The following is a 24,832-nucleotide window of genomic DNA, read 5'->3' as shown; positions in this document are numbered from 1 at the left end:
CTCGCTCCGCGTCGATGGAACGACCTCGCTCCGCGTCGATTGGGGCGATCTCGCTCCGCACCGACCAGACCCGTCCACCGCAGCACCGGACCCGCTCGCTGAACCACCCATTCCACCGGGGGAGTTGGAAGTACCAGTGACCACCTGGACCGATCGCGCCGCTGACCGTCCCGTCTCGCTCACCGAACCCAGCGGCATCGACCGCGCGGCCCACCACCGCCTCGACGAGCCCTGGCTCGCGGCCGCGTGGAGCCACCCCTCGACACGGGTCTTCGTCGTCTCCGGCGGTCAGGTGCTCATCGACGAGACACCCGACGGGCGCACCGAGCTCGTGATGACACCGACGTTCGAGGCCCCCCTCACCGAAGCGCACCGCTACTTCCTGGGGACCGACGACGACGGCGTGAGCTACTTCGCGCTCCAGAAGGACACGCTGCCCGGCCGCATGGACGCCTCCGCGCGGGCCGCGGGGCTGCGGGAGGCGGGCCTGCTCCTGTCCCCGCGCGACGCGGGCCTGATGGTGCACGCCGTGGCCCTGGAGAACTGGCAGCGCCTGCACCGCTTCTGCTCGCGCTGCGGTGAGCGCACGGTCATCGCGGCGGCGGGCCACATCCGCCGCTGCCAGGCCTGCGGCGGCGAGCACTACCCGCGCACCGACCCGGCCGTGATCATGCTGGTGACGGACGACCAGGACCGCGCGCTCCTCGGCCGTCAGGTCCACTGGCCCGAGGGCCGCTTCTCGACCCTCGCGGGCTTCGTCGAGCCGGGCGAGTCGATCGAGCAGTCGGTGCGCCGCGAGGTCTGGGAGGAGGCGGGCGTCACGGTCGGCGACGTGGAGTACGTCGCGAGCCAGCCCTGGCCGTTCCCGTCCAGCCTGATGCTGGGCTTCATGGCCCGCGCCACCTCGTCGGAGATCAACGTCGACGGCGAGGAGATCCACGAGGCCCGCTGGTTCTCCCGGGACGACCTGCGGGCCGCGTTCGAGTCCGGGGAGGTCCTGCCTCCCTACGGCATCTCGATCGCGGCCCGCCTCATCGAGCTCTGGTACGGAGAGACCCTGCCGAAGCCCGGCACGGTCGGCTGACCCGGACCCGCCGCGGTCCGCACCGGGCCGCGGCCGGGGTCGTCAGACGGCGAGCGCCTGCTTGACCTGGGCGAGGCTGGGGTTCGTCATGACGACCTCCGCCCCGCCCGCGGCCGGCACCACGCGGACCGTCGGAACGGTCTGGTTGCCGCCGTTGGCCTTCTCGACGAAAGCCGCGGAGTCCGGGTCGTGCTCGATGTTGATCTCGTCGTACGCGATGCCCTCGCGGTCCATCTGGCTCTTCAGCCGACGGCAGTAGCCGCACCACGTGGTGCTGTACATCGTCACAGTGCCCGGCATGTCTCTCGTACTCCTCTACGGCTCAGGGGGTGCGTCGTCGCACTGGATGAGAACGTACGCGACCCGGTCACCATTCCCGCATTAGTACGACTGCGGGGGTCCGCCTGTGGACAACGCGGCTCACCCGCCCCGCGGGACCTGGCAGCATGGCGGGGTGACAGCAGCAACGCACTCCACCCTCTTCCCGCGGGTCCCGGACACCGCCGACGCGGTGCTCGACGGGCTCGACCCGGAGCAGCGCGAGGTCGCCACCGCCCTGCACGGACCGGTGTGCGTGCTCGCGGGCGCGGGCACGGGCAAGACCCGCGCCATCACCCACCGCATCGCCTACGGCGTGCGCGCGGGCATCCTCCAGCCCACCAGCGTGCTCGCCGTCACCTTCACCAACCGCGCGGCCGGGGAGATGCGCGGCCGCCTGCGCCAGCTCGGCGCCACCGGCGTCCAGGCGCGCACGTTCCACTCCGCGGCCCTGCGCCAGCTCCAGTACTTCTGGCCGAAGGCCGTCGGCGGACAGCTGCCCCGCCTGGTGGAGCGCAAGATCCAGCTGGTCGCCGAGGCCGCGGCGGCCTGCCGCGTCCGCCTCGACCGGAACGAGCTGCGGGACGTCACCGGCGAGATCGAGTGGTCCAAGGTCACCCAGACCGTCCCCCAGGACTACGCCGCGGCGGCGGCCAAGGCGGGCCGCGACACCCCCCGCGCCGCCGCCGAGATCTCCCAGCTCTACGCGGCGTACGAGGACCTCAAGCGCGACCGCACCGTCATCGACTTCGAGGACGTCCTGCTCCTCGCCGTCGGCATCCTCCAGGACCGCCACGACATCGCCGAACAGGTCCGCTCGCAGTACCAGCACTTCGTGGTCGACGAGTACCAGGACGTGAGCCCGCTCCAGCAGCGCCTCCTGGAGCTGTGGCTCGGCGACCGCGACAGCCTGTGCGTCGTGGGCGACGCCAGCCAGACCATCTACTCCTTCACCGGCGCCACCCCCGACCACCTCCTGAACTTCCGCACCCATCACCCGGGCGCCACGGTCGTGAAGCTCGTCCGTGACTACCGCTCGACGCCCCAGGTCGTCCACCTCGCCAACGGCCTGCTCGCCCAGGCGCGCGGCCGCGCCGCCGACCACCGCCTCGCCCTGGTCTCCCAGCGCGACCCCGGCCCCGACCCGGTGTACACGGAGTACGCGGACGAGCCCGCCGAAGCCGAAGGCGCCGCCCGCCGCATCCGCGCCCTGCTGTCCGACGGCGTCCCCGCGAGCGACATCGCGGTCCTGTTCCGCACGAATGCGCAGTCGTCGATCTACGAACAGGCCCTCGCCGACGCCGGCATCCCTTACCAGCTGCGCGGCGCCGAACGCTTCTTCGAGCGCACCGAGGTCCGCGAGGCGGGCGCCGCCCTGCGCGGCGCCGCCCGCTTCGGCGGCAACGACACCCTCCTGGACGACGTCGTCGACCTGCCGTCGCAGGTGCGGGCCGTGCTTTCCACCAAGGGCTGGACGACCACGCCGCCCGCGGGCTCGGGCGCGGTCCGGGACCGCTGGGAGTCCCTGGCCGCCCTGGTGCGGCTCGCCGAGGACTTCACCGGGGCCAAGCCGGAGGCGACGCTCGCCGACCTCGTGGCGGAGCTGGACGAGCGCGCCGCCGCCCAGCACGCGCCCACAGTCCAGGGCGTCACCCTCGCCTCCCTGCACGCCGCCAAGGGCCTGGAGTGGGACGCCGTCTTCCTGGTGGGACTGGCCGAGGGCATGATGCCGATCACGTACGCCAGGACCGACGAACAGGTCGAGGAGGAGCGCAGGCTCCTCTACGTCGGCGTGACCCGCGCCCGCGCCCACCTCTTCCTGTCCTGGGCCCTGTCGCGGTCCCCGGGCGGCCGGGCGGGCCGCAGAGCCAGCCGCTTCCTCGACGGCCTGCGCCCGGGTTCGGGCACCGCGGCCGGAGCCCGCACGGAGGGCGGCGCCGGAGGCATCGAGCGGGGCACCGGCGGCACCGGCGGCGGCGTCGACCGGAGTGCCGTCCGCGGGCACCGCCGCGGCGCCCGTTCCCCGGCCCGTTGCCGTGTCTGCGGTCGCACACTCACCGACGCGGGTGAGATGAAGCTCATGCGGTGCGAGGACTGCCCGTCGGACATGGACGAAGGGCTCTACGAGCGGCTCATCGAGTGGAGATCCGACCAGGCCAGGGCCCTGAGCCAGCCCCCGTTCTGCGTCTTCACGGACAAGACCCTGATCGCCATCGCGGAGGCCGTGCCCGAGGACGAGGGCGAGCTGGCCCGGATCCCCGGCGTCGGCGCGCGCAAGCTGAACCGATTCGGCGCCGATGTGCTCGCCATGTGCGCAGGTCAGGAGGGTGCGACGGGCGGCCAAGCGAACTGATTCAAACTCGTCGAAAAAATAGTTTGCGCATGCGCCAGCAATCCCCATAGGTTCTTAAGCACGGGAACGGCGGCTTCTCCGAAGCCCGGGTCCCGTGCTGTACTTGTCAGTCCGCAGGGTCGGTTCCGGCCGATCCCCTAGACGCCGAGAGGAGGCGATTCCAGTGATCAGCAACAACGAGAGCTTCATCAGCACCGTCAAAATGACCGATCGCTCGGTCGTCGCTTCCTGCCTGCTCGGCCTCTCGAACCGGGGCACCGGTCTGTCCGTCGGCAATGCCGCTCTCTCTGCTGGCAACGCCGCCGTGCGTCCGGCCGCCGCCTCCCTGCCTCTCTCGGGTCTGCCGATCCGTGAGGGCAATGAGCGACCGACGAAGGCACCGGAAGCAGTAGCGACGGCACAGGCGCAGGCCTATGCCTTCGCGGCAGCCGGTGCCGGATTCCCGAAGCAGACGACGCAGCACCACACGATGTGGGCCTTCCGTGGGCTCGAACCCTGGAGTGATCCAGTCTGATCCTCGATCAGACCGGCGCCTTCAGGGCCGCGGAACCCCACCCGGGATCCGCGGCCCTTCTGTTTTCCCCGAAAAAGGGAGACGGAGCGAAGGGGCCGAGCAAGACCCGGTACCAGCCGCCAACCGGCCGACCCGGCCGGCACGACCAGACGAGGAAAACACCACCGTGCAACTCGAAGCGCACGCCCCGTCCGTACCGCCTTCAGACACTCTCCCGCCGCCCGTTCCCACGGAGGACCCGACCTTGACTCCCCTCACCGCGCTCACCGCGCTCGACGACGCCATCGAGAACCTCGGCGTACCCGTTCCCTGCCGTGCCTACGACCCGGAGGTCTTCTTCGCCGAGTCGCCCGCGGACGTCGAGTACGCCAAGTCCCTGTGCCGTACCTGCCCGCTGATGGAGGCCTGCCTGGCCGGCGCCAAGGAGCGGCGCGAGCCGTGGGGCGTCTGGGGCGGCGAGCTGTTCGTCCAGGGTGTGGTCGTAGCCCGCAAGCGGCCGCGTGGCCGTCCGCGGAAGAACCCGGTCGTGGCATGAGCACCGCCGGAACGATCGATCGCCCCCTGACGCACGACCCCAAGAAGCAGGCCCCGATGAAGGCACCAGCCAGCGAGCCCAGCGGCTCCGCGACCCCAGACTTCTTCACCACCACCGGCGTGACCGGCTCACGCCAGAACAGGACCCGCGAAATGCAACTCATTCCAGAAGCCCTGGCGCGTGCGCATATGCACGAACGCCTGCGTGAGGCCGACGAGCACCGTCCGGCCGCCCGCCTGATCGCGGCCCGCCGCATGCAGCGCCGCGCGGAGCGCGCGTCCCTGCGTGCCCGGCGCGCGCTCGCCATGGCGGTCATGCAGTAAATGGCGGTCAGGCAGTAACAGGAAACAATCAGCGGGGGGCGGTCCGAACGGACCGCCCCCCGCGGTGCGTTGTGCCCCGATACCCCGATGGCGGGGATAGGGTCACCGGGTGGACCAGCAGCCTCCTGAACCTGCGGACGCCGGTGACACCGAGAACGCGGATGACGCCGAGGCCACCGGTGACGCCGGTGACGCCGGGAGCGCCGTGTGCGCACGCTGTGGTGCGGTCGCCGACGGCCGGCCCCCGACCTGGACCTGCTCCGTGGAGAACGGCGTCCGGCACTACTTCTGCGACACCTGCGCCCGCGACAACATCCGGTCGATCGAGGGCCGCCTCGACTCCACCTGGTGGTGAACCGGCCCCCTCGCGCGGGCGCCCGCCCTCACGCCTCTGCCGCCTCCTCCTCCAGGCCGTCCCGCTCGTCGCCCCCGTCCTCCTCCACCGCGAACTCCGCTTCCCCCGCGACGAAACCGGGCAGCCACTCCTCCAGCTCGTCCCGCATTCGCACCGTCGCACCCAGCTGGCACAGGACACCGATGGTGCTCAGCGTCACCCGGTGGATCAGGAGGTACGACGGCGGCAGGTTCAGTTGCTTGCCCAGCTGATGGGCGGGGGAGCGGGGGTCGGCGATACGGGCGGCCTGACTGCGCATCCAGCCGCGCGTGAAGGTGAACTCGTCCGCCACCGCGGGCTCGATGATCGGCAGCAGATAGTCGAGGACCGCCTCGGGCTCCAGGTCGACCGTCTCCTTGACGAAGCCCTCCGCGCACAGCATGGCGTACACCGCGTCCGCCTCGCCCTCGACGGTCATCCGCAACGAGTCGCCGATCGTCGACGGCAGGCCGCCCGGCAGCCGGTCCACCGTGCCGAAGTCCAGGACACCGAGGCGCCACTCGCCCTTCTCGCCCGGCAGCAGACGGAAGTTGCCCGGATGCGGGTCGGCGTGCAGCAGTCCTGTCCTGGCCGGGCCGGAGAAGAGGAAACGGGTCAGGAGCTGCCCCGCGCGGTCCCTCTGTTCCTGGGTCCCCTCCGTGATCACTTCGGACAGCGGCACGCCGTCGATCCACTCCGTCACCAGGATCTGCTCGCACTGGTGCACCACGTCCGGCACCACCACGTCCGGGTCGTCCGCGAACTCCTCGGCATGCGCCCGCTGCGCCTGCGCCTCCAGGACGTAGTCCAGCTCCTCGGAGACACGGTCGCGCAGCTCGGCGATGAGCGGCTTGATGTCCATGCCCGGAATCAGCGGCCCCAGGACCCGGGCGAAGCGGCTCAGCTGGTTCAGATCCGAGAGCAGCGCCTCGCCCGCGCCCGGATACTGCACCTTCACCGCGACATCGCGCCCGTCCCGCCACACCGCCCGGTGCACCTGGCCGATCGACGCGGCGGCCGCGGGCTTGTCCTCGAACTTGAGGAAGTGCTCCCGCCAGTCCGTGCCGAGCCGCTCCTCCAGGACCGCGTGCACCGTGCGGGTCGGCATCGGCGGCGCGGCTTCCTGGAGCTTTGTCAACGCCGCGCGGTAGGGCCCCGCGACCTCCTCCGGCAGGGCCGACTCGAAGACGGACAGCGCCTGCCCGAACTTCATGGCGCCGCCCTTCAACTCGCCCAGCACCTTGAACAACTGCTCCGCCGTGCGCTGTTGCAGCTCACGGCCGACGATCTCCGCGGACTTGCCGCCGATCCGTTTGCCGAGTCCCCAGGTGGCGCGGCCGGCGAAGCCGAGTGGCAGCGCGGCCAGTTTGGCGGTCCGGGTGACCGCCTTCCGGGGAAGATCAGACATGCGCCCCTCCAAAACCCAGACAGCCGCGCCCGTTCAGGCGGTTACCGGGCCATTGTCTCGTGCGGCTCTCGATCCACGGCGGTCTGCTCCCCCTTATCTTGCTCACTTGCCCCACAGGGGCAGGAAGGGTGGGCCCGTGTGCGCTGCCGACGCCAGTCGAAACCCGGTGTCGAGGCCTCCCAGCGCACGCCCGCCACCGGATCCGCGCCGTCCAGGAAGGCCAGGGCACGGGCGGCGGCAAGACCGGCGACCGCCGTCGCGAGCGCCAGGTCACAGGCGGGCACCTGACGGCGGTGACCCGAACGCCACTGGGCCAGCAGCCGCGGCCAGGCCGCGTCCTCCTCGGCGCGGGCCAGGACGAGGCAGCCCGCGCAGGCGGACACGCCGGGCAGGACCAGGGGCCCGACCACACCCGTGCCCTCGATCACGCCCGCGTACAGATGAGGGGTGCCGGCGGAGATCAAGGGCTCGGCGACACCCGGGTCGGGGGCGAAGGCGTCAAGGCCGTCGCGCGGAGCCAGGACGACCAGGGACAGCGGGCGCTCGCCGTCGCCCCGGTCCCCGGGATGGCGCGGTGGACGGCCCGGGGCCGCGCGCCGCACCACTGCTCCGGCCGCGGCGTCCCTGCGCCGGCCGACGGACTCGGGCGGCAGCCCGCCCGGCGCGACGTCCCACGGCTCGACACAGCCGCCGTCCAGCACATCGACCCGGCCGACGCCCGCGCCGGACAGGACCGCGGCGAGGACCGCTCCCACCCGGCCCGCGCCGCGCACCCGCACCCGGGTGACGCGGCGCGCGGCCAGTTTTCGGATGCCCTGGTTCGGAGCCGGGGTGACGGCCGACAGCGCCGCGAGGTCGGGGCGCAGCCGGTCCATCACCTCGGTGCGCGAGCGCAGGGCGTCGGCCGCCGGGCCGCCTCCCGTCGCGTCGTCCAGGAGCCCGGCCCGGGTGAGGCGGTGCAGGAGCCGGTCCACGTGGCCGTCCGGCAGTCCCATCCGGCTTGCTTCCTCGCGCAGGAGGGGCAGCCCCCGGGTGCCGTCGAGGAGCGTGAGAAAACTTCCCGTCGCCGTGTCGACCGGGCCGAGGACCCGGGCGTGCGCCCGGGTCACGCCGATCTGGACGGTGTTCAGATCGCGCCAGCCGCGACGCAGGGCCGGCTTGAGGATCGGATGCATGGTGGGTCCCCCGTTCTCGTGTCCCGGGCCGTACCGATCTGGATCGATCTGGGCCGATCTGGACCGACCTGGGAAAACCTGGGAAGGCCTGGGCTGGTCTGGGTCGATCGAGGTCGCTCGGTGCGGCCCGGTACCGCTCGAATGCCAGAATGCCCGGCCGGGCCGAGCCGTGCGTCCGGTTGTCCACAGGCAATGAGTACTTGTCGTACTAATCAAGCGCATGGGGAGTGGATCGCGACCGAACCGTCCCGGAGGCGGGACTTCCCCTACACCCAGCGGGTAACGTCGAGGCGTGCCCGCCGACCCACTGCACCGCGCCGGAAGCCCGCAGCGCAGCGCGACCAGCCCGCCCGCATCAGGCGCGGCGACCAGCGCGGTCGAGGTGCGAAGGAGCGCCCGCCGCCGCAGAACGGTCTCGGCCTACCGGGAGGGCAACCGCACCGTCGTCCTCATCCCCGCCCGCATGTCCGAGGCGGAGGAGCAGCGCTGGGTGACCGTCATGCTGGACAAGCTGGCGGCACAGGAAAGCAAACGGATCCTCGGCGACAGCGAACTCGCCGAGCGCGCCCAGCGGCTCTCCGAGCAGTTCTTCGAGGCTCGGGCCCGGCCCACGTCCGTTCGCTGGGTCACGAACCAGAACACCCGCTGGGGCTCGTGCACACCGTCGGAAGGCAGCATCCGCCTCTCGCACCGGCTGCAGGGCATGCCCGAGTACGTGGTGGACTACGTCCTGCTCCATGAGCTCGCCCACCTCCTGGTCCCCGGGCACGGGCCGAGGTTCTGGCGCCTCCTCGACGCGTATCCGCGGACCGAGCGTGCCCGTGGCTACCTCGAAGGGGTGGCCGCCGCGGACCGGCTGCCGCATCTGCCGGCCGCCCGGGAGGAGTAGCGGACACCCCCGGTGGCGGGGTGCGGGGCACCCGGTGAAGGGGTTGTGTACCGGCTCTGTACCGACTTCGTCCGTTGTCGGAGGGAACGGTTAGCCTGGCGCGACGCATTCACATTCGGGATGGGGGACGGTCGTTACGTATGGCCAGGGAATTCCAACGCGGCCACAAGGCCAAGATCAGTGACCTCACCGCGGGGACCGATCTGTACGTAGGCGTGCACATCGCTGCCCCCGGGGTGACCTTCGACATCAGCTGCTTCGGGCTCGACGCGGACGAGCGGCTCTCGGACGACCGGTACTTCATCTTCTTCAACCAGCCGAAGTCCCCGGAGGAGTCGCTTCAGCTCCTGGGCGCCCAGGCCGGTGACACCGAGTCCTTCCGCGTCACTCTGGACCGGATCCCGCAGCAGATCCAGAGGCTGTCGTTCTCCGCGGCGATCGACGGCGCCGGGCAGATGTCGCAGATCAGCTCCGGGTACATCCGGCTCGTGGCCGGGGGTGAGGAAGTGGTCCGCTACTCCTTCACCGGCTCTGAGTTCTCCACCGAGCGCGCCCTGATGCTCGGCGACTTCTACATGAAGGACGTGTGGCGCTTCGCCGCCGTCGGCCAGGGCTTCGACGGCGGCCTCGACGCGCTGATCAAGAACTTCGGCGGCGAGGTCGCGGAGGACGAGCCCGCCGCCGCGCAGCCGCAGGCCGCCCCCGGCTTCGCCCCGCCCGCCGACGCCGCGACTCCGCCCGCGTTCGCCGCGCCCGCGGCCCCCGTGACACCGGACCCGGCCCCCGCGCAGCCCCCCGCCCCCGCGCCCGCCCAGAGCTTCGCGCCCCCCGCGGGCGCCACGCCGCCGCCCGCCCCGGCGCCCGACCCGTCGGTGCACGCCGCGCAGACCATCGTCGCGCCGTTGAACCAGCCGGGCGGCGTCCAGGTGCCCCCGCAGGCTCCGTACGGCGGGCCCGGCGCGCAGCCCCAGGGCCCCCCGCCGCACGGAGGGCCCGGACAGCAGCCCCCGTTCGGCCAGGCCCCGCCGCCACCCGGTTACGGCCAGCAGCCCTCGGCGCCCCTGCCGCCCGGGTACGGCCAGCAGGCCGCGGCGTCGGCGCCGCCCGGCTACGACCAGCAGCAACCGTCCGCGCCGATGCCCCCCGGCTACGGCCAGCCGCCGGGAGCCCCGGCGCAGCCGTACGGCCAGCAGCCCGCGGCCGCCGCGCCTCCCGGGTACGGCCAGCAGCCCCAGATCCCCGGCCAGGCCCCGTTCGCCGCGGGCCCCGCAGGCGGGGTTCCGCAGGGCGCCCCGCAGGGGGCCGGTGTGGCCTCGGCGCTCCAGAAGTACCGCGAGGCGGCGACCGGACAGCGCTGGACGCAGCAGAACGAGAAGCTGGTCCGCGTGGACCTCGGCGTCGGCGACCACCCGGTCCTCGCCCGCCAGGGCAGCATGGTCCTGTACCAGGGCAAGGTCGAGTTCGGCTACAAGGGCGCGGGCTTCCAGGGCCGCGTCGTCGGCAACGCGACCGGCCAGGAGATGCAGCTCATGCGCTGCTCCGGCCGCGGCCAGGTCTTCCTCGCCGAAGAAGCAACGCACCTGCACCCCATCGAGCTCCAGGGGGACGCGATCTGCGTCTCCGCGGAGAACGTCCTCGCCTTCGACGAGACGCTCCAGCACGAGGTGCGCCGCATCGAGGGCCACGGCATCCCCGGTGGCGCGCTGTTCGTCATGCAGTTCCAGGGCACCGGCACGGTCGTGATCAAGACCCACGGCATGCCCGTCGTGCTGCCGGTCACGCCAACGACGTTCGCGGACTGCCACGCCGTGGTCGCCTGGTCGGCGGCCGCACAGGCGATCGTGTCCAGCCAGGTCAGGCTGCGCGGCAACGCCTCGGCGGGCTCCACGGGGGAGAGCGTGAACCTCCAGTTCCGTGGCGCGCCCGGCAATTTCATCGTCGTCCAGCCGTTCGAGGTCTGAGGGAGCCCGTCATGAACCAGCAACTCGCGGGCTTCGCCCCGGCGCCCGTCGCCGCCCGCATGGAGAACCACGGCCACCACATGGTCAAGGTCGCCATGCAGACGGGGAACGACCTCCTCGCGCGCGTGGGATCGATGGTCGCCTACGAAGGGTTCGTGCAGTACGAGCCCAATCCGCCCGCCGTCCGGCAGATCGCCCGTGACTGGATCACCGGCGAGGGCGCCCCGCTGATGAAGTGCTCCGGTGACGGCCTGCTCTACCTCGCCGACTACGGAGCCGACGTCGTCGTCATCAACCTGGCGGGCGACTCGCTCTCCGTGAACGGCACCAACCTGCTCGCCTTCGACGCGAGCCTCCAGTGGGGCGTCGAGCGGGTCAAGGGCCTCGCCAAGTTCGCGGGCCAGGGCCTGTGGAACATCAAGGTCTCCGGTCAGGGCTGGGTGGCGCTGACCTCGCGCGGAACGCCGATCGTCGTCGACTGCGGCCGCGGTGAGGACGAGACGTACGTGGACCCGGACGCGCTGATCGCCTGGTCGCCGAACCTGAAGGTCAAGGGCAAGCGCAGCTTCAGGGCGGGCTCCCTGATCGGGCGCGGCAGCGGCGAGGCCTACCAGATGGGCTTCTCCGGCGAGGGCATCGTCGTCGTACAGCCCAGTGAGGACAGCACCGACCGTCTCCGGATCCGGAGCTGAGGGGGAGCAGGACACCATGCAGAGCTCGCTTTTCGCGCACACCGAGCAACAGACCCAGGAGCGCTACACCGTCCAGAACCCGCAGCTCCTGCGGGTCGCCCTCGAAGGCCACGACGACGTGCTCGCCCGCAAGGGCGCCATGGTCGCCTACCAGGGGCTCATCGAGTTCGACGCCGAGTTCCAGAGCCGCGGCCAGCAGCGCGCCCGCGCGCACACCGGCGAGGGCCTGGACCTGATGCGCTGCCACGGCCAGGGCACCGTCTACTTCGCGAACCTCGCGCAGTACATCCACCTGGTGGACGTCGACCAGGACGGCCTGACGGTGGACAGCTCCTACGTCCTCGCCATGGATTCCTCGCTGACCCACCAGGTCATCGCCGTCGACAGCCAGTACGGCATCTCCGGCTCCGGCAAGTACCAGCTCAACATCACCGGCCGCGGCAAGGTCGCCCTGATGACGTCGGGCCAGCCGCTGATGCTCCAGGTCACCCCGGACCGGTACGTCAACGCGGACGCCGACGCGATCGTCGCCTGGTCGAGCGGACTGCGGGTGCAGATGCAGGCCCAGACGCACTCCTCGGGCGTGTGGCGGCGCCGCGGCAACACCGGCGAGGGCTGGGAGCTGAGCTTCATGGGGCAGGGTTACGCCCTCGTCCAGCCCAGCGAGATGCTGCCGCCGCAGCACGCCACCATCGGGCAGGGCGCCCGCGCCCAGTTCGGCATGGGCCAGCAGGGCGCCCGGGGGCAGAACCAGGGCAACGTCTGGAACTGAACGCCCTCGTCGAGGCGGGGACGAGAGCAGGTCGCGGGGAACTGCGGGCCCGTTGTGGCTGGTCGCGCAGTTCCCCGCGCCTCTGACGGAGCTCGTCCTAGAGGCGCAGCCGGGTCTGCTCCACCAGGCGCACGACCGACTCGTCCGCCACGCCCGCCACCTCGTCGTACGCGAACCAGCGCAGGTCCAGCGACTCGTCGCTGATCGCCTCGACCGCGTCCGCCGGGGCGAGCGCCGCGTACTGCACGTCCAGGTGCTGGGTGCAGGGGCCCGGGATCGGGTGCCGGTCGAGGCGGATGGGGCCGCCCGTGAGGAGGGTCAGGCCGGGCACACCGGACTCCTCCGTGGCCTCGCGCAGCGCCGCCGCGGCCAGCGTCGCGTCGCCCGGCTCGCAGTGACCGCCCATCTGGAGCCACATCCGCAGCTTCTTGTGCAGCGTGAGCAGGACACGCCCGCGTGCCGGGTCGACGACCAGGGCACTCGCGGTCACGTGGCCCGCCGTGCATGCCTTCCAGAGGCCGTCCTCGGGGTGGGCGGACAGGTGGTCCAGGTAGTACTGGCGCAGTTCGGGCTGGTCCTCGTAGCCCTTCAGTACGAGGACCGCGTCGTCGTACAGGCTCACTTGCCGTTGTCGCCCTTGCTGTCGTCGCCGTCCGCACTGTTCGTGCCGTCCGCACTGTCCGTGCCGTCCGCTCGCTCGGCGTCGCCCTTGGTGAGGTCCGGCTTCGCGGAACCGGAGCCGGAGCCGGACCCCGAGCCCGCCGCCTCGCCGAGCATCTTGTCGAGCTCGGAGAAGTCCAGGTGCTCGCGGTGCACGAAGCCGTCGGGGTCGTCCAGGTCCGACGCGGTCGGCAGCATGTCCGGGTGGGCCCACAGGCCGTCCCGGCCGTCCACCCCGCGCGCGTCCGTCAGCGAGGCCCACAGGCGCGAGGCGTCCCGCAGCCTGCGCGGACGCAGTTCGAGGCCGATCAGCGTGGCGAAGGTCTGCTCGGCGGGGCCGCCGGTGGCACGGCGCCTGCGCAGCGTCTCGCGGAGCGCGTCGGCGGACGAAAGACGCGGCTTCGCCGCCGCGTGCACGACCGCGTCCACCCAGCCCTCCACGAGCGCCAGGGCGGTCTCGAGGCGGGCCAGGGCGGCCTTCTGCTCGGCCGTGTCCTCCGGCTGGAACATGCCCTGCTGGAGTGCCTCCTGCAACTGCTCAGGGTTCTGCGGGTCGAACTGGCCGACGACGTCCTCCAGCTTGGAGGTGTCGACCTTGATCCCGCGCGCGTAGCCCTCGACGGCGCCGAACAGATGCGAGCGCAGCCACGGCACGTGGGCGAAGAGCCGCTGGTGGGCGGCCTCGCGCAGGGCCAGATACAGGCGCACCTCCTCCATGGGGACGCCCAGGTCCTTGCCGAAGGCCGTCATGTTCACCGGGAGCAGCGCGGCCTTGCCCGCGGGGCCGAGAGGCAGGCCGATGTCGGTGGAGCCGACGACCTCGCCCGCGAGGACCCCCACGGCCTGGCCGATCTGCTGGCCGAACATCGCGCCGCCCATGGAGCGCATCATGCCGATCAGCGGGCCCGCCATGGCCTGCATCTCCTCGGGCAGGACGTCGCCCATCGCGAGGCCGACGCGCTCGGCGACCGGGTCGACGAGCTCCTTCCACGCCGACAGGGTCGCCTCGACCCACTCGGCGCGGCTCCAGGCCACGGCGCTGCCCGCACCGGACGGCAGGGACGTCGCGTCGTCCAGCCACAGGTCCGCCAGGCGCACGGCCTCCTCGACCGCGGAGCGCTCGGCGGGGCCGACGCTCGCGTCCTTGGTGCCGTCCGCCGTGCCCTGGGAGACGGTCTGGCGGGCGATGTCCTTGGCCATGTCCCAGTTCACCGGGCCGCCCTCGTACGACAGCATCTGGCCGAGCTGCTGGAAGGCGGCGCCCAGGTCGCCCGGGTTCATCGACCCGAACATGGCGGCGAAGGGATTGTCCCCGGCGCCCGCGGGGCCCATCGCCCCGAAACCGAACGGGTTGGCAGGGCCACCGGAACCCTGTCCCCCTCCGGGGGTGTCCTTCTTCTTGCCCTCGTCGCCGTTCTCCGGCTCCTCCGGCGGAAGGCCGAATCCGAATGGGGTGTCACTCACGGGATTCCTCGGCTCGTTGGGCCACCGGATCCTGGATCCGGTGGCGATTGCCCGACAACACCACCCAGCGTAGACACCCCGGCCGGTTCGGGCCTCGGTGCTTCGCCGCCTCGGGGGCTGCGGCAGGATGGATGCCACCTGGTACGTACGCGTCAGTTCGCGCACATACTGAAGACAACCGCTGGAGACGCCCGGTGAGTTCCCCAGATCCACAGGTTCGCGCAGCGCGAAACCCTTCCGACCCGACCCCGCCCGACCCCGACGGAGGGCAGGACTCCGTACCGGCCGAGGAGACACCGGCCGTCGCGGCGGCGCCCGCGCGCGAGAGCTCGCCGCCCGCGCGCGGCCCCGTCGTCGCCGTCACCGGCGCGGCGGCGGGAGTGGGCGCGCAGCTCACCGAGCGCCTCGCCGCGTCCGAGCAGATCAAGCAGGTCGTGGCCATCGACGAGCGGCGCGGCGAGTGCGCGCGGGCCCAGTGGCACGTCCTGGACGTCCGCGACCCGGCCATCGCGGAGAAGCTCCGCGGCGTCGACGTCGTGGTGCACCTGGCGCTCGACCTCGACCTGGAGACCGACGCCGCCGCCCGCACCGCGTACAACGTGCGCGGCACCCAGACCGTCCTGACGGCGGCGGCCGCCGCCGGAGTGCACCGCGTCGTGCTGTGCACGTCGGCGATGGTCTACGGAGCGCTGTCCGACAACGAACTGCCCCTCTCCGAAGACGCCGAATTGCGGGCGACCGCCGAGGCCACCGGAGTCGGCGACCTCCTGGAGATCGAGCGGCTCGCCCGGCGGGCCCCGCGCGCCCACCCTGGTCTGAACGTCACCGTGGTGCGGCCCGCCATCCTCGTCGGCGGTACGGACACGGCGCTGACCAGGTACTTCGAGTCGCCGCGGCTCCTCGTGGTGGCCGGTTCGCGGCCCGCGTGGCAGTTCTGCCACGTGGACGACCTGTGCAGCGCGCTGGAGTACGCCGTCGTGGAGAAGGTCGACGGGGAACTGGCCGTCGGGTGCGACGGGTGGCTGGAGCAGGAGGAGGTCGAGGAGCTGAGCGGCATCCGGCGCATGGAGCTGCCCTCCACGGTCGCTCTCGGCGCCGCGGCACGGCTCCACCGGATCGGGCTCACGCCGTCCCCGGCGGGCGATCTCGCGTACACGATGTACCCGTGGGTCGTCAGCGTCAGCAGGCTGCACGACGCGGGCTGGCGGCCGCAGTGGACCAACGAGGAGGTGCTCGCGGAGCTGCTCGACGAGGTGGCGGGGCGGCGCACGGTCGCCGGGCGGCGGCTCGGGCGCAAGGACGCGACGGCCGCGGGTGCCGCCGGGGCGACGGTCGCGCTGCTGGGTACGGCTGCCCTGGTGCGCAGGGCGCGGAAGGCGCGGAGGCGGTTGTGAGGGCGCCGGCCGGAGGCCTGTAGCCGAGGTACCGGGGCTTGGCCCGCCCCGGGCCCCACAGGAGGGTCGGCGGGAACCGGGGGCTGTGCCCACCCGTCCCGCCCTGCGGGACGATTGCCCACAGCAGAGCGGGACACGCGCCCATCACGGAGCGGGACGATCGCCCACGGGGTGCGGGCACGCGCCCATCGCGGAGCGGGACGATTGCCCACAGCGGGGCCGCTCGCGCTGTAGGAAAGCGCTATTTCGGGTTGTCAGTGGTGTGCGGCACGATGGCCGTATGGCACGCAATCCGATGGACCACCCCGGGGAGCAGCCGGGTGTCGAGCCGATTCGACTCCTTGCGATCCGTGACGTCCCGCTCTCGCTCGACGAGGTCTTCCGAGCCGTCGGTGACGACGCCGCGGGGGGCACGGCCCTGTTCGTCGGGACGGTGCGCAACCACGACGGGGGCGCGGACGTCGACGAGCTCGGGTACTCCAGCCACCCGAGCGCGGAGGCGGAGCTGCGCCGCGTCGCGGAGAAGGTCGTCGCCGACTTCCCGGTGCGCGCCCTGGCCGCGGTGCACCGCGTGGGGGACCTCTCCGTGGGGGACCTCGCGGTCGTGGTCGCCGTGTCCTGCCCGCACCGCGCCGAGGCGTTCGCGGCCTGCCGCAAGCTGATCGACTACCTCAAGCACGAGGTGCCCATCTGGAAGCACCAGCGGTTCTCCGACGGCCAGGAGGAATGGGTGGGGGCCTAGACAGGCCCGACAGGCCCGGACCGGACAGCCCGGACCGGCCGACCCCGAAAGGCTCCGGTTGCGTAACCCGACCCCTGCTGTGAGCGTTGTCGGAGCTGATGGTTAATCTGCTGATCAGTCAGTTGTGGTCAGTTGTGATCACTCATGGGATCAGGAGGTCTTCGTGGCATCGCTTGCCTGGCTGCTGATTCCGGTGCTGGCGGCCGTCGGTGCGGGTCTGTGGGCCGCCTGGGCCAACCGGAACCGCAAGAGCGGCAGAACGGGTGACAACAGCGAGCTGAACGGCTACGCGGCGTTCCGCGAGGCGATGGAGAAGTCCCACTCGGGCGTCCCCTCCGGCGCTCCCTCGGGCACCGACACCGCCGCCTGACCCCGCTCGGGGCCCGTGGCGATCCCGTACGGACGCCCCAGGGATGCACGCACAGGACCGTCCCGTACTGTCGTTCCATGCCACGCCGCACTGCGACGATGCTCGCCTCCACCCTGATGCTGATCGCGCTGCTCTGCGCCGGAGTGCTCATCAAGGTGCCGTACTCGGAGATGTCCCCGGGCCCCACGGTGAACACCCTGGGCGATCACGGCGGCGAGCCGGTGCTGCAGATCTCGGGCCACAAGACGTACCCCACGAGCGGCCACCTGAACATGACGACGGTCCGGGTGACCAGCGCCGACTACAAGATGAACCTCGCGGAGGCCGTGTACGGCTGGCTGGCGCACGACAACATCGTGGTGCCGCACGACACCCTGTACCCGGACGGCAAGACGGAGCAGCAGTCCAGCCAGGAGAACGCCGAGGAGTTCAGCCAGTCACAGGAGAGCGCCAAGGTCGCGGCCCTCAAGCAGCTGAAGCTCCCCGTGAAGTCCCAGGTGGTCGTCTCCACCGTCTTCAAGAACAGCCCCGCCGAGGGCAAGCTGCACGCGGGCGACGTGATCAGGAGTGTCGACGGGAAGCCCGTGAAGCGGTTCACGGACGTCGCCGAGCTCGTCACGAAGCACAAGGCGGGCGAGCCCGTCGTGTTCGGCATCGTGCCCGTCAAGGAGGCTGCCGCCGCCGAGAAGGCGGGCAAGGAGCCGACGGCCACCGGGACGGTGAAGATCACCACGGAGAAGGCCGAGGACGACGGGCGCGCGGTCGTCGGCATCAAGGCCGGGACCGACCACACGTACCCGTTCACCATCGACATCAAGCTGGCCGACGTGGGCGGGCCGAGCGCGGGCCTGATGTTCGCCCTCGGCATCGTCGACAAGCTCACGCCCGGCGATCTCACGGGCGGCAAGTTCGTCGCGGGCACCGGCACCATCGAGGACGACGGCAAGGTCGGCCCCATCGGCGGCATCGAGATGAAGACCGTCGGAGCGCGCGACAAGGGCGCCGAGTACTTCCTGACGCCGAAGGACAACTGCGCGTCCGCCGCGAGCGACGTCCCCGACGGGCTCACGCTCGTCAAGGTGAACACCATCGAGGACGCGGTGACGTCTCTCAAGGCCATCAGCAAGGGCGACACCGCCGACCTGCCGAAGTGCACCACGAGCTGAGTCGCCCGGTACGACGGCCGGGGCCGCGACCGGCCCCGACCGTGCAGTGATCCGGCGGCTGCTCCGGATACGCCGCGACAGCCGCCCAGGCCGCGAAGCCGCCTACTCCGCGAACGTCGCCGCCAGCGCCTCCGCGAGACCCGGCACCAGGTCGGAGCCCGTGAGCACCTCCGTCGGCGAGTCCTTCTCGCGCAGCCGCAGCGCGGACTCACGGGCGCCGTCACGCAGTACCGCGACGGTCATGCGGACCTCCTGCCGCTCCGGGTGCTCGGACACCCACTTGGCGAGCTGCTTCTCGCTCATGCCTTCCGGAACGGACGCCTCCGCGGACGGCGGCAGCATGAGCCGCTCCACGCTGAGGGCGCAGCCGACGACGGAGTCGGGCCAGGCGATGGTGCCGAGGAACTCGTCGAGGGGCGATCCTGCGGGCAGTTCGTCCTGCTCGATCGGGGTGAGCGGGGCGGCGGACGCGTCGTCGGCCAGACCCAGGCGGTCGGCCAGGGTCGGCTCCTGCGTCCGCAGGCGGGCGGTGTCGACGAGGGCGAAGAGACGGGCGGGCTGATCCCAGCCGAGCCCGCCGACGTAGTCGTCGATCTCGAGCACGGCACGGGTCAGGGGGCTCGCGGCCATCGGCGGGCCGGAGGGGGAAACGTTGGGCATGCCCAATATCCTGCCTCGTTCGGACCCGGGAACGGGAACTGAGTAAAGCATCGGTAAGTTGCATGAGTGGGCTCTACGATCGCGGAGCCCGTTTCAGCCAGCCACAGCTACAGCGAACTTCGAGGTGCGCACCTTGGCTTTCCAGATGCCGGACCGCGGCGGAGGCCCGACGGGGCCACGGATCAGAGTGGGCCGACCGTCCCGTCGTGTCCGGACCCTGCTCATGACGCTCGGCGTCCTGGCCGTCCTTGCCATGGCGTTCGTCATGTTCGCGGGATTCTGGACGGACTGGCTCTGGTACCGCTCGGTCCACTATTCGTCGGTCTTCACCACCACCCTGACGACCAAGATCGGTTTGTTCTTCGTCTTCGGCCTCCTCATGGCGGCCGCGGTCGGCGTGAACATCTGGCTGGCGCACCGGCTGCGCCCGCCGCTGAGCGCCATGTCGATGGAGCAGCAGAGCCTCGACCGGTACCGGATGGCGATCGCGCCCTACAAGAAGTGGCTGCTGATCGGCATCACGGCCCTCGTCGGTCTGATCGCGGGCGCGTCCGCCGCCGGCCAGTGGCGCACCTGGCTGATGTGGGTCAACGGCGTGCCCTTCCACCAGAAGGACCCCCAGTTCCACCTGGACGTCGCCTTCTACGCCTTCGACCTGCCCTGGTACCGCTTCCTGCTCGGCTTCGGCTTCGCGGCCACGGTGCTCGCGGTGATCGCCGCCGCCCTGACGCACTACCTGTACGGCGGTCTGCGCATCACCAGCCCCGGCGGGCGGGCCACGGCCGCAGCGACCGGCCATCTGTCGGTGCTCATCGGCATCTTCGTCGCGCTCAAGGCGGTCGCCTACTGGCTCGACCGGTACGGCCTCGCGGTGAAGTCCAGTGACTTCAAGGCCACGGGCAACTGGACGGGCCTGCGCTACGTCGACGCGAACGCCTATCTGCCGGCGAAGACCATCCTGTTCTGCATCGCCGTGATCTGCGCGCTGCTGTTCTTCGCGACGCTCTGGCGGCGCACCTGGCAGCTTCCGGTCATCGGCTTCGGCCTGATGGTGCTCTCCGCGATCCTCATCGGCGGGCTGTACCCGGCCATCGTGCAGAAGTTCCAGGTCCAGCCGAACGAGCAGGCCAAGGAGTCCCCGTACGTCGAGAAGAACCTCGAGGCGACCCGCAAGGCGTACGGCATCGGCGGCACGGACGTCACGGAGTACCCCGGCGTCAGCAAGACGCAGGACAAGACGAAGCTGCGCGACGACGTCGCGGGCGCCGCGAGCCTGCGCCTGCTCGACCCGAACATCGTCTCGCCGACGTTCCAGCAGCTTCAGCAGATGAAGAACTACTACGGCTTCCCGTCGAACCTGGACGTCGACCGGTACAAGACGAAGGACGGCAAGGCCCAGGACACCGTCATCGGTCTGCGCGAGCTGAACCTGGACGGCATCCCGAAGAACAACTGGATCAACGACCACTTCCGCTACACCCACGGGTACGGAGTGGTCGCGGCCAAGGGCACCGAGGCCGACGACCAGGGACGTCCGAAGTTCACCGAGTCCGATCTGCCGTCCAAGGGCAGCCTCGGCAAGTACGAGCAGCGGATCTACTACGGCGAGAAGACCACGCAGTACTCCATCGTCGGCGGTCCCCAGAAGGAGATCGACTACTCCGACGACGACGGCGAGAAGACGACCAGCTACAAGGGCAAGAGCGGCGTCAACCTCTCCAACCCGCTCAACCGGGCGGCGTACGCGGTGTCGTTCGGCGAACCGCAGATGCTGTACTCCGGAGCGATCGGAGAAGGCTCGCGGATCATGTACAACCGCACGCCCAAGGAGCGCGTCGAAGCGGTGGCCCCCTGGCTCACCATCGACGGTGACGCCTATCCGGCGGTCGTCGGCAACAAGATCCAGTGGATCGTCGACGCGTACACCACCACCAACGGCTATCCGTACGCGTCGCGCACCACGCTCGGCGACACCACGGCCGACTCGCTGACGGCGAAGAACAACCAGCGCGCGGTGGTGGCCCAGCAGAACCAGGTCAACTACATCCGCAACTCGGTGAAGGCGACCGTCGACGCCTACACCGGAGACGTCAAGTTGTACGAGTGGGACACCAAGGACCCCGTACTGAAGACGTGGCGCAAGGCGTTCCCGGGCACCGTCAAGGACAAGAGCGAGATCTCGGCGGACCTGCTGGACCATCTGCGCTATCCGCAGGACCTGTTCAAGGTGCAGCGCGAGCTGCTCACCCGCTACCACGTGAAGGACGCCGAGACGTTCCTGAGTGGCAGCGAGGTGTGGCAGGTCCCGGACGACCCGACGAACCAGACGTCGAGCGCGGTCCCGCCGTACTACCTGAGCATGAAGATGCCCGGCCAGAAGCAGCAGGACTTCTCCCTGACGACGTCCTTCAATCCCAACGGCCGGGACAACCTGAGTGCCTTCATGTCGGTCAACGCCGAACCGGGGACCGACGACTACGGCAAGATCAGAATCCTGAAGATGCCGTCGAGCACGACGGTCGACGGGCCCAAACAGGTGCAGAGCAAGTTCAATTCCAACGAGGCGATCGCCGAGCAGATCCGCTTGCTCAAGGGCGGCGACTCCGAGGTCGACTACGGAAACCTGCTGACGGTGCCCCTGGACGGAGGCCTGCTCTATGTGGAGCCCGTCTACGTCAAGGGCGGCGGGCTGAAGTACCCACTCCTGAAGAAGGTCCTGGTCACCTACGGCAACAAGATCGCGTTCGAGGACACCTTGGACAAGGCGCTGAACGTGGTCTTCGGAGCCGAGAGCGCCACTCCGGTCGAGCCGCCCGACAAGGGCGACAAACCGGACCCGGACAAGGAGAAGCCACCGGCCACCGGCGACTCCGACAACCCTGAGCTCCAGAAGGCCATCAACGACGCCCAGGAGGCGATCGACGAAGGCAACACGGCGCTCGAGGGCCAGGACTGGGAGGCCTACGGCAAGGCCCAGAAGAAGCTCCAGGACGCCCTGCAGCGAGCCGAGGACGCCCAGGCCAAGCCGTCGGGAGGCGGCGACGGGAAGGGGTCCGACAAGTCCAAGGAGTCGGGCGAGCCGAAGAAGCCCGACGAGGGCGACGGGGGGTAGCCCGCCGGTCGGCTCCTGGCGCGCGAGCAGCGCGCGGGAGCCCCCTCGCGCCGTGGTACGGTTGCCACACAACGGCGCGGGGTGGAGCAGCTCGGTAGCTCGCTGGGCTCATAACCCAGAGGTCGCAGGTTCAAATCCTGTCCCCGCTACTGAAGACGAAGGCCCGGATCCTCAACAGGATCCGGGCCTTCGTCATGCCCGGCCCGGTGCCGCGCGGGTGCCCGTACCGGCACCCCGTGCCATCGGTGTGGGGTTCGTGCGAAGAGTGGTTTGAGCGGGGGGAGTTGCGCGGACTTGTGTTTCACTTATCTCTCTGTGGGCATGTCGACAAAACGCTGAAGTGACCTCACTGGCTGCGGTATACCAGGTGTACCCAGGTTGCAGGTGGTGCGACGATGGACGTTATGGGGGACAAGGCAACTCTGTTGGAGACGGGGCGGTTTGCGCAGCCGGCCGACCGGGAGGATCCCGGGACGGCCGCGGAAGAGTTGCGGCACCGGCTCGCCGCCGAGGCCGGAGACGTGGACGCGATGAGCGTGCTCGGCAGCCTGCTGCTGCGCCGCGGGGATCTCGACGGTGCCGAATCCCTGCTGCGCGGGGCGACCGCGGCCGGTGACCGGGCCGCGGCCAACAATCTCGGTGTCCTCCTGCACCAACGTGGATATGTCGACGAAGCGGCCGGATGGTGGCGCATCGCCGCCGTCGCCGGTTCCGCGCCGGCGGCGCACGCGCTCGGTCGGCACCACCGCGAGCGCGGCGACGAGCCCGCCGCCGAGTACTGGCTCCGGCAGTCCGCCGAGCAGGGGCACACCCTGGGGGCGTACGCCCTCGCCGACCTCCTGGAGCACCGCGGTGACGTCGGCGCCGAGCGCTGGATGCGCACGGCGGCCGAGCGCGGCCACCGCGAGGCGGCGTACCGCCTGGCCAGGACGCTGGACAAGCGCGCGGAGCGCGAGGAGCCGGGTGCGGGCCCGGGGGAGACACCCGGCCCGCGGACCGGCACCGGGGCACGCCCCGGCGGCCCGGCGCGTGCCGACGCGGGCACGCGGACCGGCGGCGCCCGAGCCGGAGACGGGCGGATCGTTGCCGCGCGGACCGGAGACGGGCGGACCGCTGGCCCCCGGGCCGGTGCCGTCCGGACCGGAGGCGGGAGCACCGGTGCCGCCCGGACCGGTGCCGCGCGGACCGGAGACGGGCGGACTGGCGCTGCCCGGACCGGAGGCGCGGGTGGCGCGGGCGCGATTGGTGGAGCCGCGCCTGGTGGAGCCGCGGCCGGCGGAGGCGTGGGTGGCCGGGATGGGGCGCGTGCGAAGGTGTCGCGCCCCGTGTCTGCCGCGCGCCCCGGTGACGCGCGCTCTGACAACGCGCGCAGAGAAGGTGTCCGGCCACCCGCCGGCCACGGCGGCGGCCTGTCGCTCACCGACGAGGCCGAGCAGTGGTACCGGCAGGCGGCCGCACGCGGACACCGCCGTGCCGCCCTGCACCTCGGCGCGATCCTGGAGCGGCGCGGCGAGCTGAAGGAGGCGGGGCGCTGGTACCTGACGTCCGCCAAGGACGGCGAGGCCCGCGCGGCGTGCGCGCTCGGCTTCCTGCTGCGCGACGCGGGCGACGAGGAGAACGCCGCCGTGTGGTGGCTCAGGGCGGCCCAGGACGGCGACGGCAACGCCGCGAACGCGCTCGGCGCCCTGCACGCCGAGCGCGGCGAGACCCAGACCGCCGAGCGCTGGTACCGCGCGGCGATGGACGCGGGCGACGACAACGGCGCGTACAACCTCGGCCTGCTCTGCGCCGAGCAGAAGCGCACCGCGCAGGCCGACCAGTGGTACCGCCGCGCCGCCTACGCCGGGCACCGCGAGGCGGCCAACGCGCTCGCCGTGCTGCTGCTCCAGGGCGGCGACGCGGCCGGCGCCGAGCCGTGGTTCTCCAAGGCCGCGGAGGCGGGCAGCGTCGACGCCGCGTTCAACCTCGGGATCCTCTACGCGAGCCGGGGCGACGACGCCGCGGCCCTCAAGTGGTACGAGCGTGCCGCCGCGGCCGGGCACACCCAGGCCGCGCTCCAGGTCGGCACCGCGCGGCTGCGCGAGGGCGACGAGAGGGACGCGGAACGGCACCTGCGGTGCGCGGCCGGCGGCGGCAGCGCGGAGGCCGCCTACCGGCTCGGCACCGTGCTCGACGCGCGCCGCCCGCCCGCCGGACCGCCCGCGCTCGGCGAGCCCGCGGTGCAGAAGACCGAGTGCGAGGAGTGGTACGAGCGCGCCGCCGAGCAGGGGCACCGGCGGGCCCAGGTCCGCGTCGGGATGCTCGCGGCGGCGCGGGGCGACGTGGTCGAGGCCGCGCGCTGGTACCGGTCCGCGGCGGAGGCCGGGAGCCGCAACGGCGCGTTCAACCTCGGACTGCTCCTGGCCAGGGAGGGCAGCGAGCCGGAGGCCGCGCTGTGGTGGACGCGGGCCGCCGACGCCGGGCACGGCCGGGCGGCGCTGCGGCTCGCCCTGCTGTACGCGCGGCGGGGGCAGCTCACCGAGGGGCAGCGGTGGGCCTCCCGGGCCGTGGAGCTCGGCCCCGCGGAGGTCGCCGAGCGGGCGGGCCGACTGCGCGAGGCGCTGCGCCAGGAACTGACGGCGTAGGGCGGCGCCCGGCCGTGAGGAAAGCGATTTGCGCTGGTCGTGGGCCTGACGTAAAGTTGGGTTCACCGACGCGGGGTGGAGCAGCTCGGTAGCTCGCTGGGCTCATAACCCAGAGGTCGCAGGTTCAAATCCTGTCCCCGCTACTGAAGACGAAGGCCCGGATCCCTCTCAGGATCCGGGCCTTCGTCGCGTGCGCGGACATGGCGGACATGTAGGAGGACCCGGCACCGTCGTGCGGTGCCG

At 71.5% G+C, this 24,832-nt stretch carries 22 protein-coding genes and 2 tRNA genes; 18 read left to right on the top strand and 6 right to left on the bottom strand.

Annotation, left to right across the window (positions count from 1 at the left end; genetic code table 11):
* Positions 1-136: 136 nt before the first annotated feature.
* The gene (nudC, locus tag GPA10_RS00470; protein ID WP_058849688.1) at positions 137-1,084 is read left to right on the top strand and encodes an NAD(+) diphosphatase; all 948 of its coding nucleotides are present in this window, start codon (positions 137-139) and stop codon (positions 1,082-1,084) included.
* Positions 1,085-1,126: 42 nt separating this feature from the next.
* Here nudC and GPA10_RS00465 read toward each other — a convergent pair whose 3' ends face one another.
* Entirely contained in the window at positions 1,127-1,384 is a 258-nt protein-coding gene (locus tag GPA10_RS00465) for a mycoredoxin (RefSeq protein ID WP_058849687.1), read from the bottom strand.
* Positions 1,385-1,538: 154 nt separating this feature from the next.
* Here GPA10_RS00465 and GPA10_RS00460 point away from each other — a divergent pair, with 154 nt between their 5' ends.
* From GPA10_RS00460 to GPA10_RS00440, 5 genes are all read left to right on the top strand, one after another.
* Complete coding sequence (locus GPA10_RS00460) at positions 1,539-3,755, top strand: ATP-dependent DNA helicase UvrD2 (protein WP_343040128.1); 2,217 nt, start codon at positions 1,539-1,541, stop codon at positions 3,753-3,755.
* Between the two features lie 163 nt (positions 3,756-3,918).
* Positions 3,919-4,269 carry a hypothetical protein gene (locus GPA10_RS00455; RefSeq protein ID WP_157163776.1) on the top strand — a complete coding sequence of 117 codons (351 nt, stop codon included), beginning with the start codon at positions 3,919-3,921 and terminating at the stop codon, positions 4,267-4,269.
* Positions 4,270-4,435: 166 nt separating this feature from the next.
* Entirely contained in the window at positions 4,436-4,804 is a 369-nt protein-coding gene (locus GPA10_RS00450) for a WhiB family transcriptional regulator (RefSeq protein ID WP_030560620.1), read from the top strand.
* Entirely contained in the window at positions 4,801-5,127 is a 327-nt protein-coding gene (locus GPA10_RS00445) for a hypothetical protein (RefSeq protein ID WP_058849684.1), read from the top strand. The genes GPA10_RS00450 and GPA10_RS00445 overlap by 4 nt, the downstream gene beginning before the upstream one ends.
* A gap of 109 nt (positions 5,128-5,236) precedes the next feature.
* Positions 5,237-5,482 carry a hypothetical protein gene (locus GPA10_RS00440; protein WP_157163775.1) on the top strand — a complete coding sequence of 82 codons (246 nt, stop codon included), beginning with the start codon at positions 5,237-5,239 and terminating at the stop codon, positions 5,480-5,482.
* Between the two features lie 28 nt (positions 5,483-5,510).
* On the opposite strand, the gene GPA10_RS00435 is transcribed toward GPA10_RS00440, so the two are convergent.
* Together GPA10_RS00435 and GPA10_RS00430 are read right to left on the bottom strand one after the other, a co-directional pair.
* Positions 5,511-6,908 carry an ABC1 kinase family protein gene (locus GPA10_RS00435; RefSeq protein ID WP_198351469.1) on the bottom strand — a complete coding sequence of 466 codons (1,398 nt, stop codon included), beginning with the start codon at positions 6,906-6,908 and terminating at the stop codon, positions 5,511-5,513.
* A 41-nt stretch (positions 6,909-6,949) separates the two neighbouring features.
* Positions 6,950-8,083, bottom strand: coding sequence for a ThiF family adenylyltransferase (locus tag GPA10_RS00430; protein WP_157163773.1), 1,134 nt, complete (start codon positions 8,081-8,083; stop codon positions 6,950-6,952).
* A gap of 292 nt (positions 8,084-8,375) precedes the next feature.
* On the opposite strand from GPA10_RS00430, the gene GPA10_RS00425 reads away from it, so the two are divergent.
* The 4 genes from GPA10_RS00425 to GPA10_RS00410 all read left to right on the top strand — a co-directional run bounded on the left by GPA10_RS00425 (position 8,376) and on the right by GPA10_RS00410 (position 12,397).
* Positions 8,376-8,972 carry a M48 metallopeptidase family protein gene (locus tag GPA10_RS00425; protein WP_058849680.1) on the top strand — a complete coding sequence of 199 codons (597 nt, stop codon included), beginning with the start codon at positions 8,376-8,378 and terminating at the stop codon, positions 8,970-8,972.
* A gap of 140 nt (positions 8,973-9,112) precedes the next feature.
* Positions 9,113-10,933, top strand: a complete 1,821-nt coding sequence (locus GPA10_RS00420) for a TerD family protein (RefSeq protein ID WP_157163772.1) — start codon at positions 9,113-9,115, stop codon at positions 10,931-10,933.
* Positions 10,934-10,944: 11 nt separating this feature from the next.
* Complete coding sequence (locus tag GPA10_RS00415; protein ID WP_058849678.1) at positions 10,945-11,625, top strand: AIM24 family protein; 681 nt, start codon at positions 10,945-10,947, stop codon at positions 11,623-11,625.
* A gap of 16 nt (positions 11,626-11,641) precedes the next feature.
* A complete protein-coding gene (locus GPA10_RS00410; RefSeq protein ID WP_157163771.1) occupies positions 11,642-12,397 on the top strand; it encodes an AIM24 family protein in 756 nt (251 codons plus the stop codon).
* Between the two features lie 97 nt (positions 12,398-12,494).
* Here GPA10_RS00410 and GPA10_RS00405 read toward each other — a convergent pair whose 3' ends face one another.
* Both GPA10_RS00405 and GPA10_RS00400 read right to left on the bottom strand, forming a co-directional pair.
* Positions 12,495-13,019, bottom strand: a complete 525-nt coding sequence (locus tag GPA10_RS00405) for an NUDIX hydrolase (protein WP_343040126.1) — start codon at positions 13,017-13,019, stop codon at positions 12,495-12,497.
* A complete protein-coding gene (locus GPA10_RS00400) occupies positions 13,016-14,521 on the bottom strand; it encodes a zinc-dependent metalloprotease (protein ID WP_343040125.1) in 1,506 nt (501 codons plus the stop codon). The genes GPA10_RS00405 and GPA10_RS00400 overlap by 4 nt, the downstream gene beginning before the upstream one ends.
* Positions 14,522-14,715: 194 nt before the next feature.
* Here GPA10_RS00400 and GPA10_RS00395 point away from each other — a divergent pair, with 194 nt between their 5' ends.
* The 4 genes from GPA10_RS00395 to GPA10_RS00380 all read left to right on the top strand — a co-directional run bounded on the left by GPA10_RS00395 (position 14,716) and on the right by GPA10_RS00380 (position 18,193).
* Positions 14,716-15,915 carry an SDR family oxidoreductase gene (locus tag GPA10_RS00395; protein WP_058849674.1) on the top strand — a complete coding sequence of 400 codons (1,200 nt, stop codon included), beginning with the start codon at positions 14,716-14,718 and terminating at the stop codon, positions 15,913-15,915.
* Between the two features lie 280 nt (positions 15,916-16,195).
* Positions 16,196-16,657: a molybdenum cofactor biosynthesis protein MoaE gene (locus tag GPA10_RS00390; protein ID WP_157163770.1), complete on the top strand. Its 462-nt coding sequence runs from the start codon at positions 16,196-16,198 to the stop codon at positions 16,655-16,657.
* Positions 16,658-16,820: 163 nt separating this feature from the next.
* Complete coding sequence (locus tag GPA10_RS00385) at positions 16,821-17,027, top strand: hypothetical protein (RefSeq protein WP_058849672.1); 207 nt, start codon at positions 16,821-16,823, stop codon at positions 17,025-17,027.
* A 77-nt stretch (positions 17,028-17,104) separates the two neighbouring features.
* Complete coding sequence (locus tag GPA10_RS00380) at positions 17,105-18,193, top strand: YlbL family protein (protein WP_058849671.1); 1,089 nt, start codon at positions 17,105-17,107, stop codon at positions 18,191-18,193.
* A gap of 102 nt (positions 18,194-18,295) precedes the next feature.
* Here GPA10_RS00380 and GPA10_RS00375 read toward each other — a convergent pair whose 3' ends face one another.
* Positions 18,296-18,853: a PPA1309 family protein gene (locus tag GPA10_RS00375; protein ID WP_246258588.1), complete on the bottom strand. Its 558-nt coding sequence runs from the start codon at positions 18,851-18,853 to the stop codon at positions 18,296-18,298.
* 145 nt (positions 18,854-18,998) lie between these two features.
* Here GPA10_RS00375 and GPA10_RS00370 point away from each other — a divergent pair, with 145 nt between their 5' ends.
* The 4 genes from GPA10_RS00370 (at position 18,999) to GPA10_RS00355 (ending at position 24,732) form a co-directional block, all read left to right on the top strand.
* On the top strand, positions 18,999-21,965 hold the full coding sequence (locus GPA10_RS00370) for a UPF0182 family membrane protein (RefSeq protein ID WP_157164119.1): 2,967 nt from the start codon (positions 18,999-19,001) through the stop codon (positions 21,963-21,965).
* Between the two features lie 75 nt (positions 21,966-22,040).
* Positions 22,041-22,114 (top strand) — tRNA-Met (locus tag GPA10_RS00365).
* A gap of 246 nt (positions 22,115-22,360) precedes the next feature.
* A complete protein-coding gene (locus GPA10_RS00360) occupies positions 22,361-24,589 on the top strand; it encodes a tetratricopeptide repeat protein (RefSeq protein WP_157163768.1) in 2,229 nt (742 codons plus the stop codon).
* Between the two features lie 69 nt (positions 24,590-24,658).
* Positions 24,659-24,732 (top strand) — tRNA-Met (locus tag GPA10_RS00355).
* The last annotated feature ends 100 nt before the right edge of the window (positions 24,733-24,832 follow it).

Origin of the sequence: Streptomyces typhae (assembly GCF_009755605.1) — a bacterium.
GTDB lineage: Bacteria > Actinomycetota > Actinomycetes > Streptomycetales > Streptomycetaceae > Streptomyces > Streptomyces typhae.
This window is presented reverse-complemented; position numbering and strand designations above follow the sequence as displayed.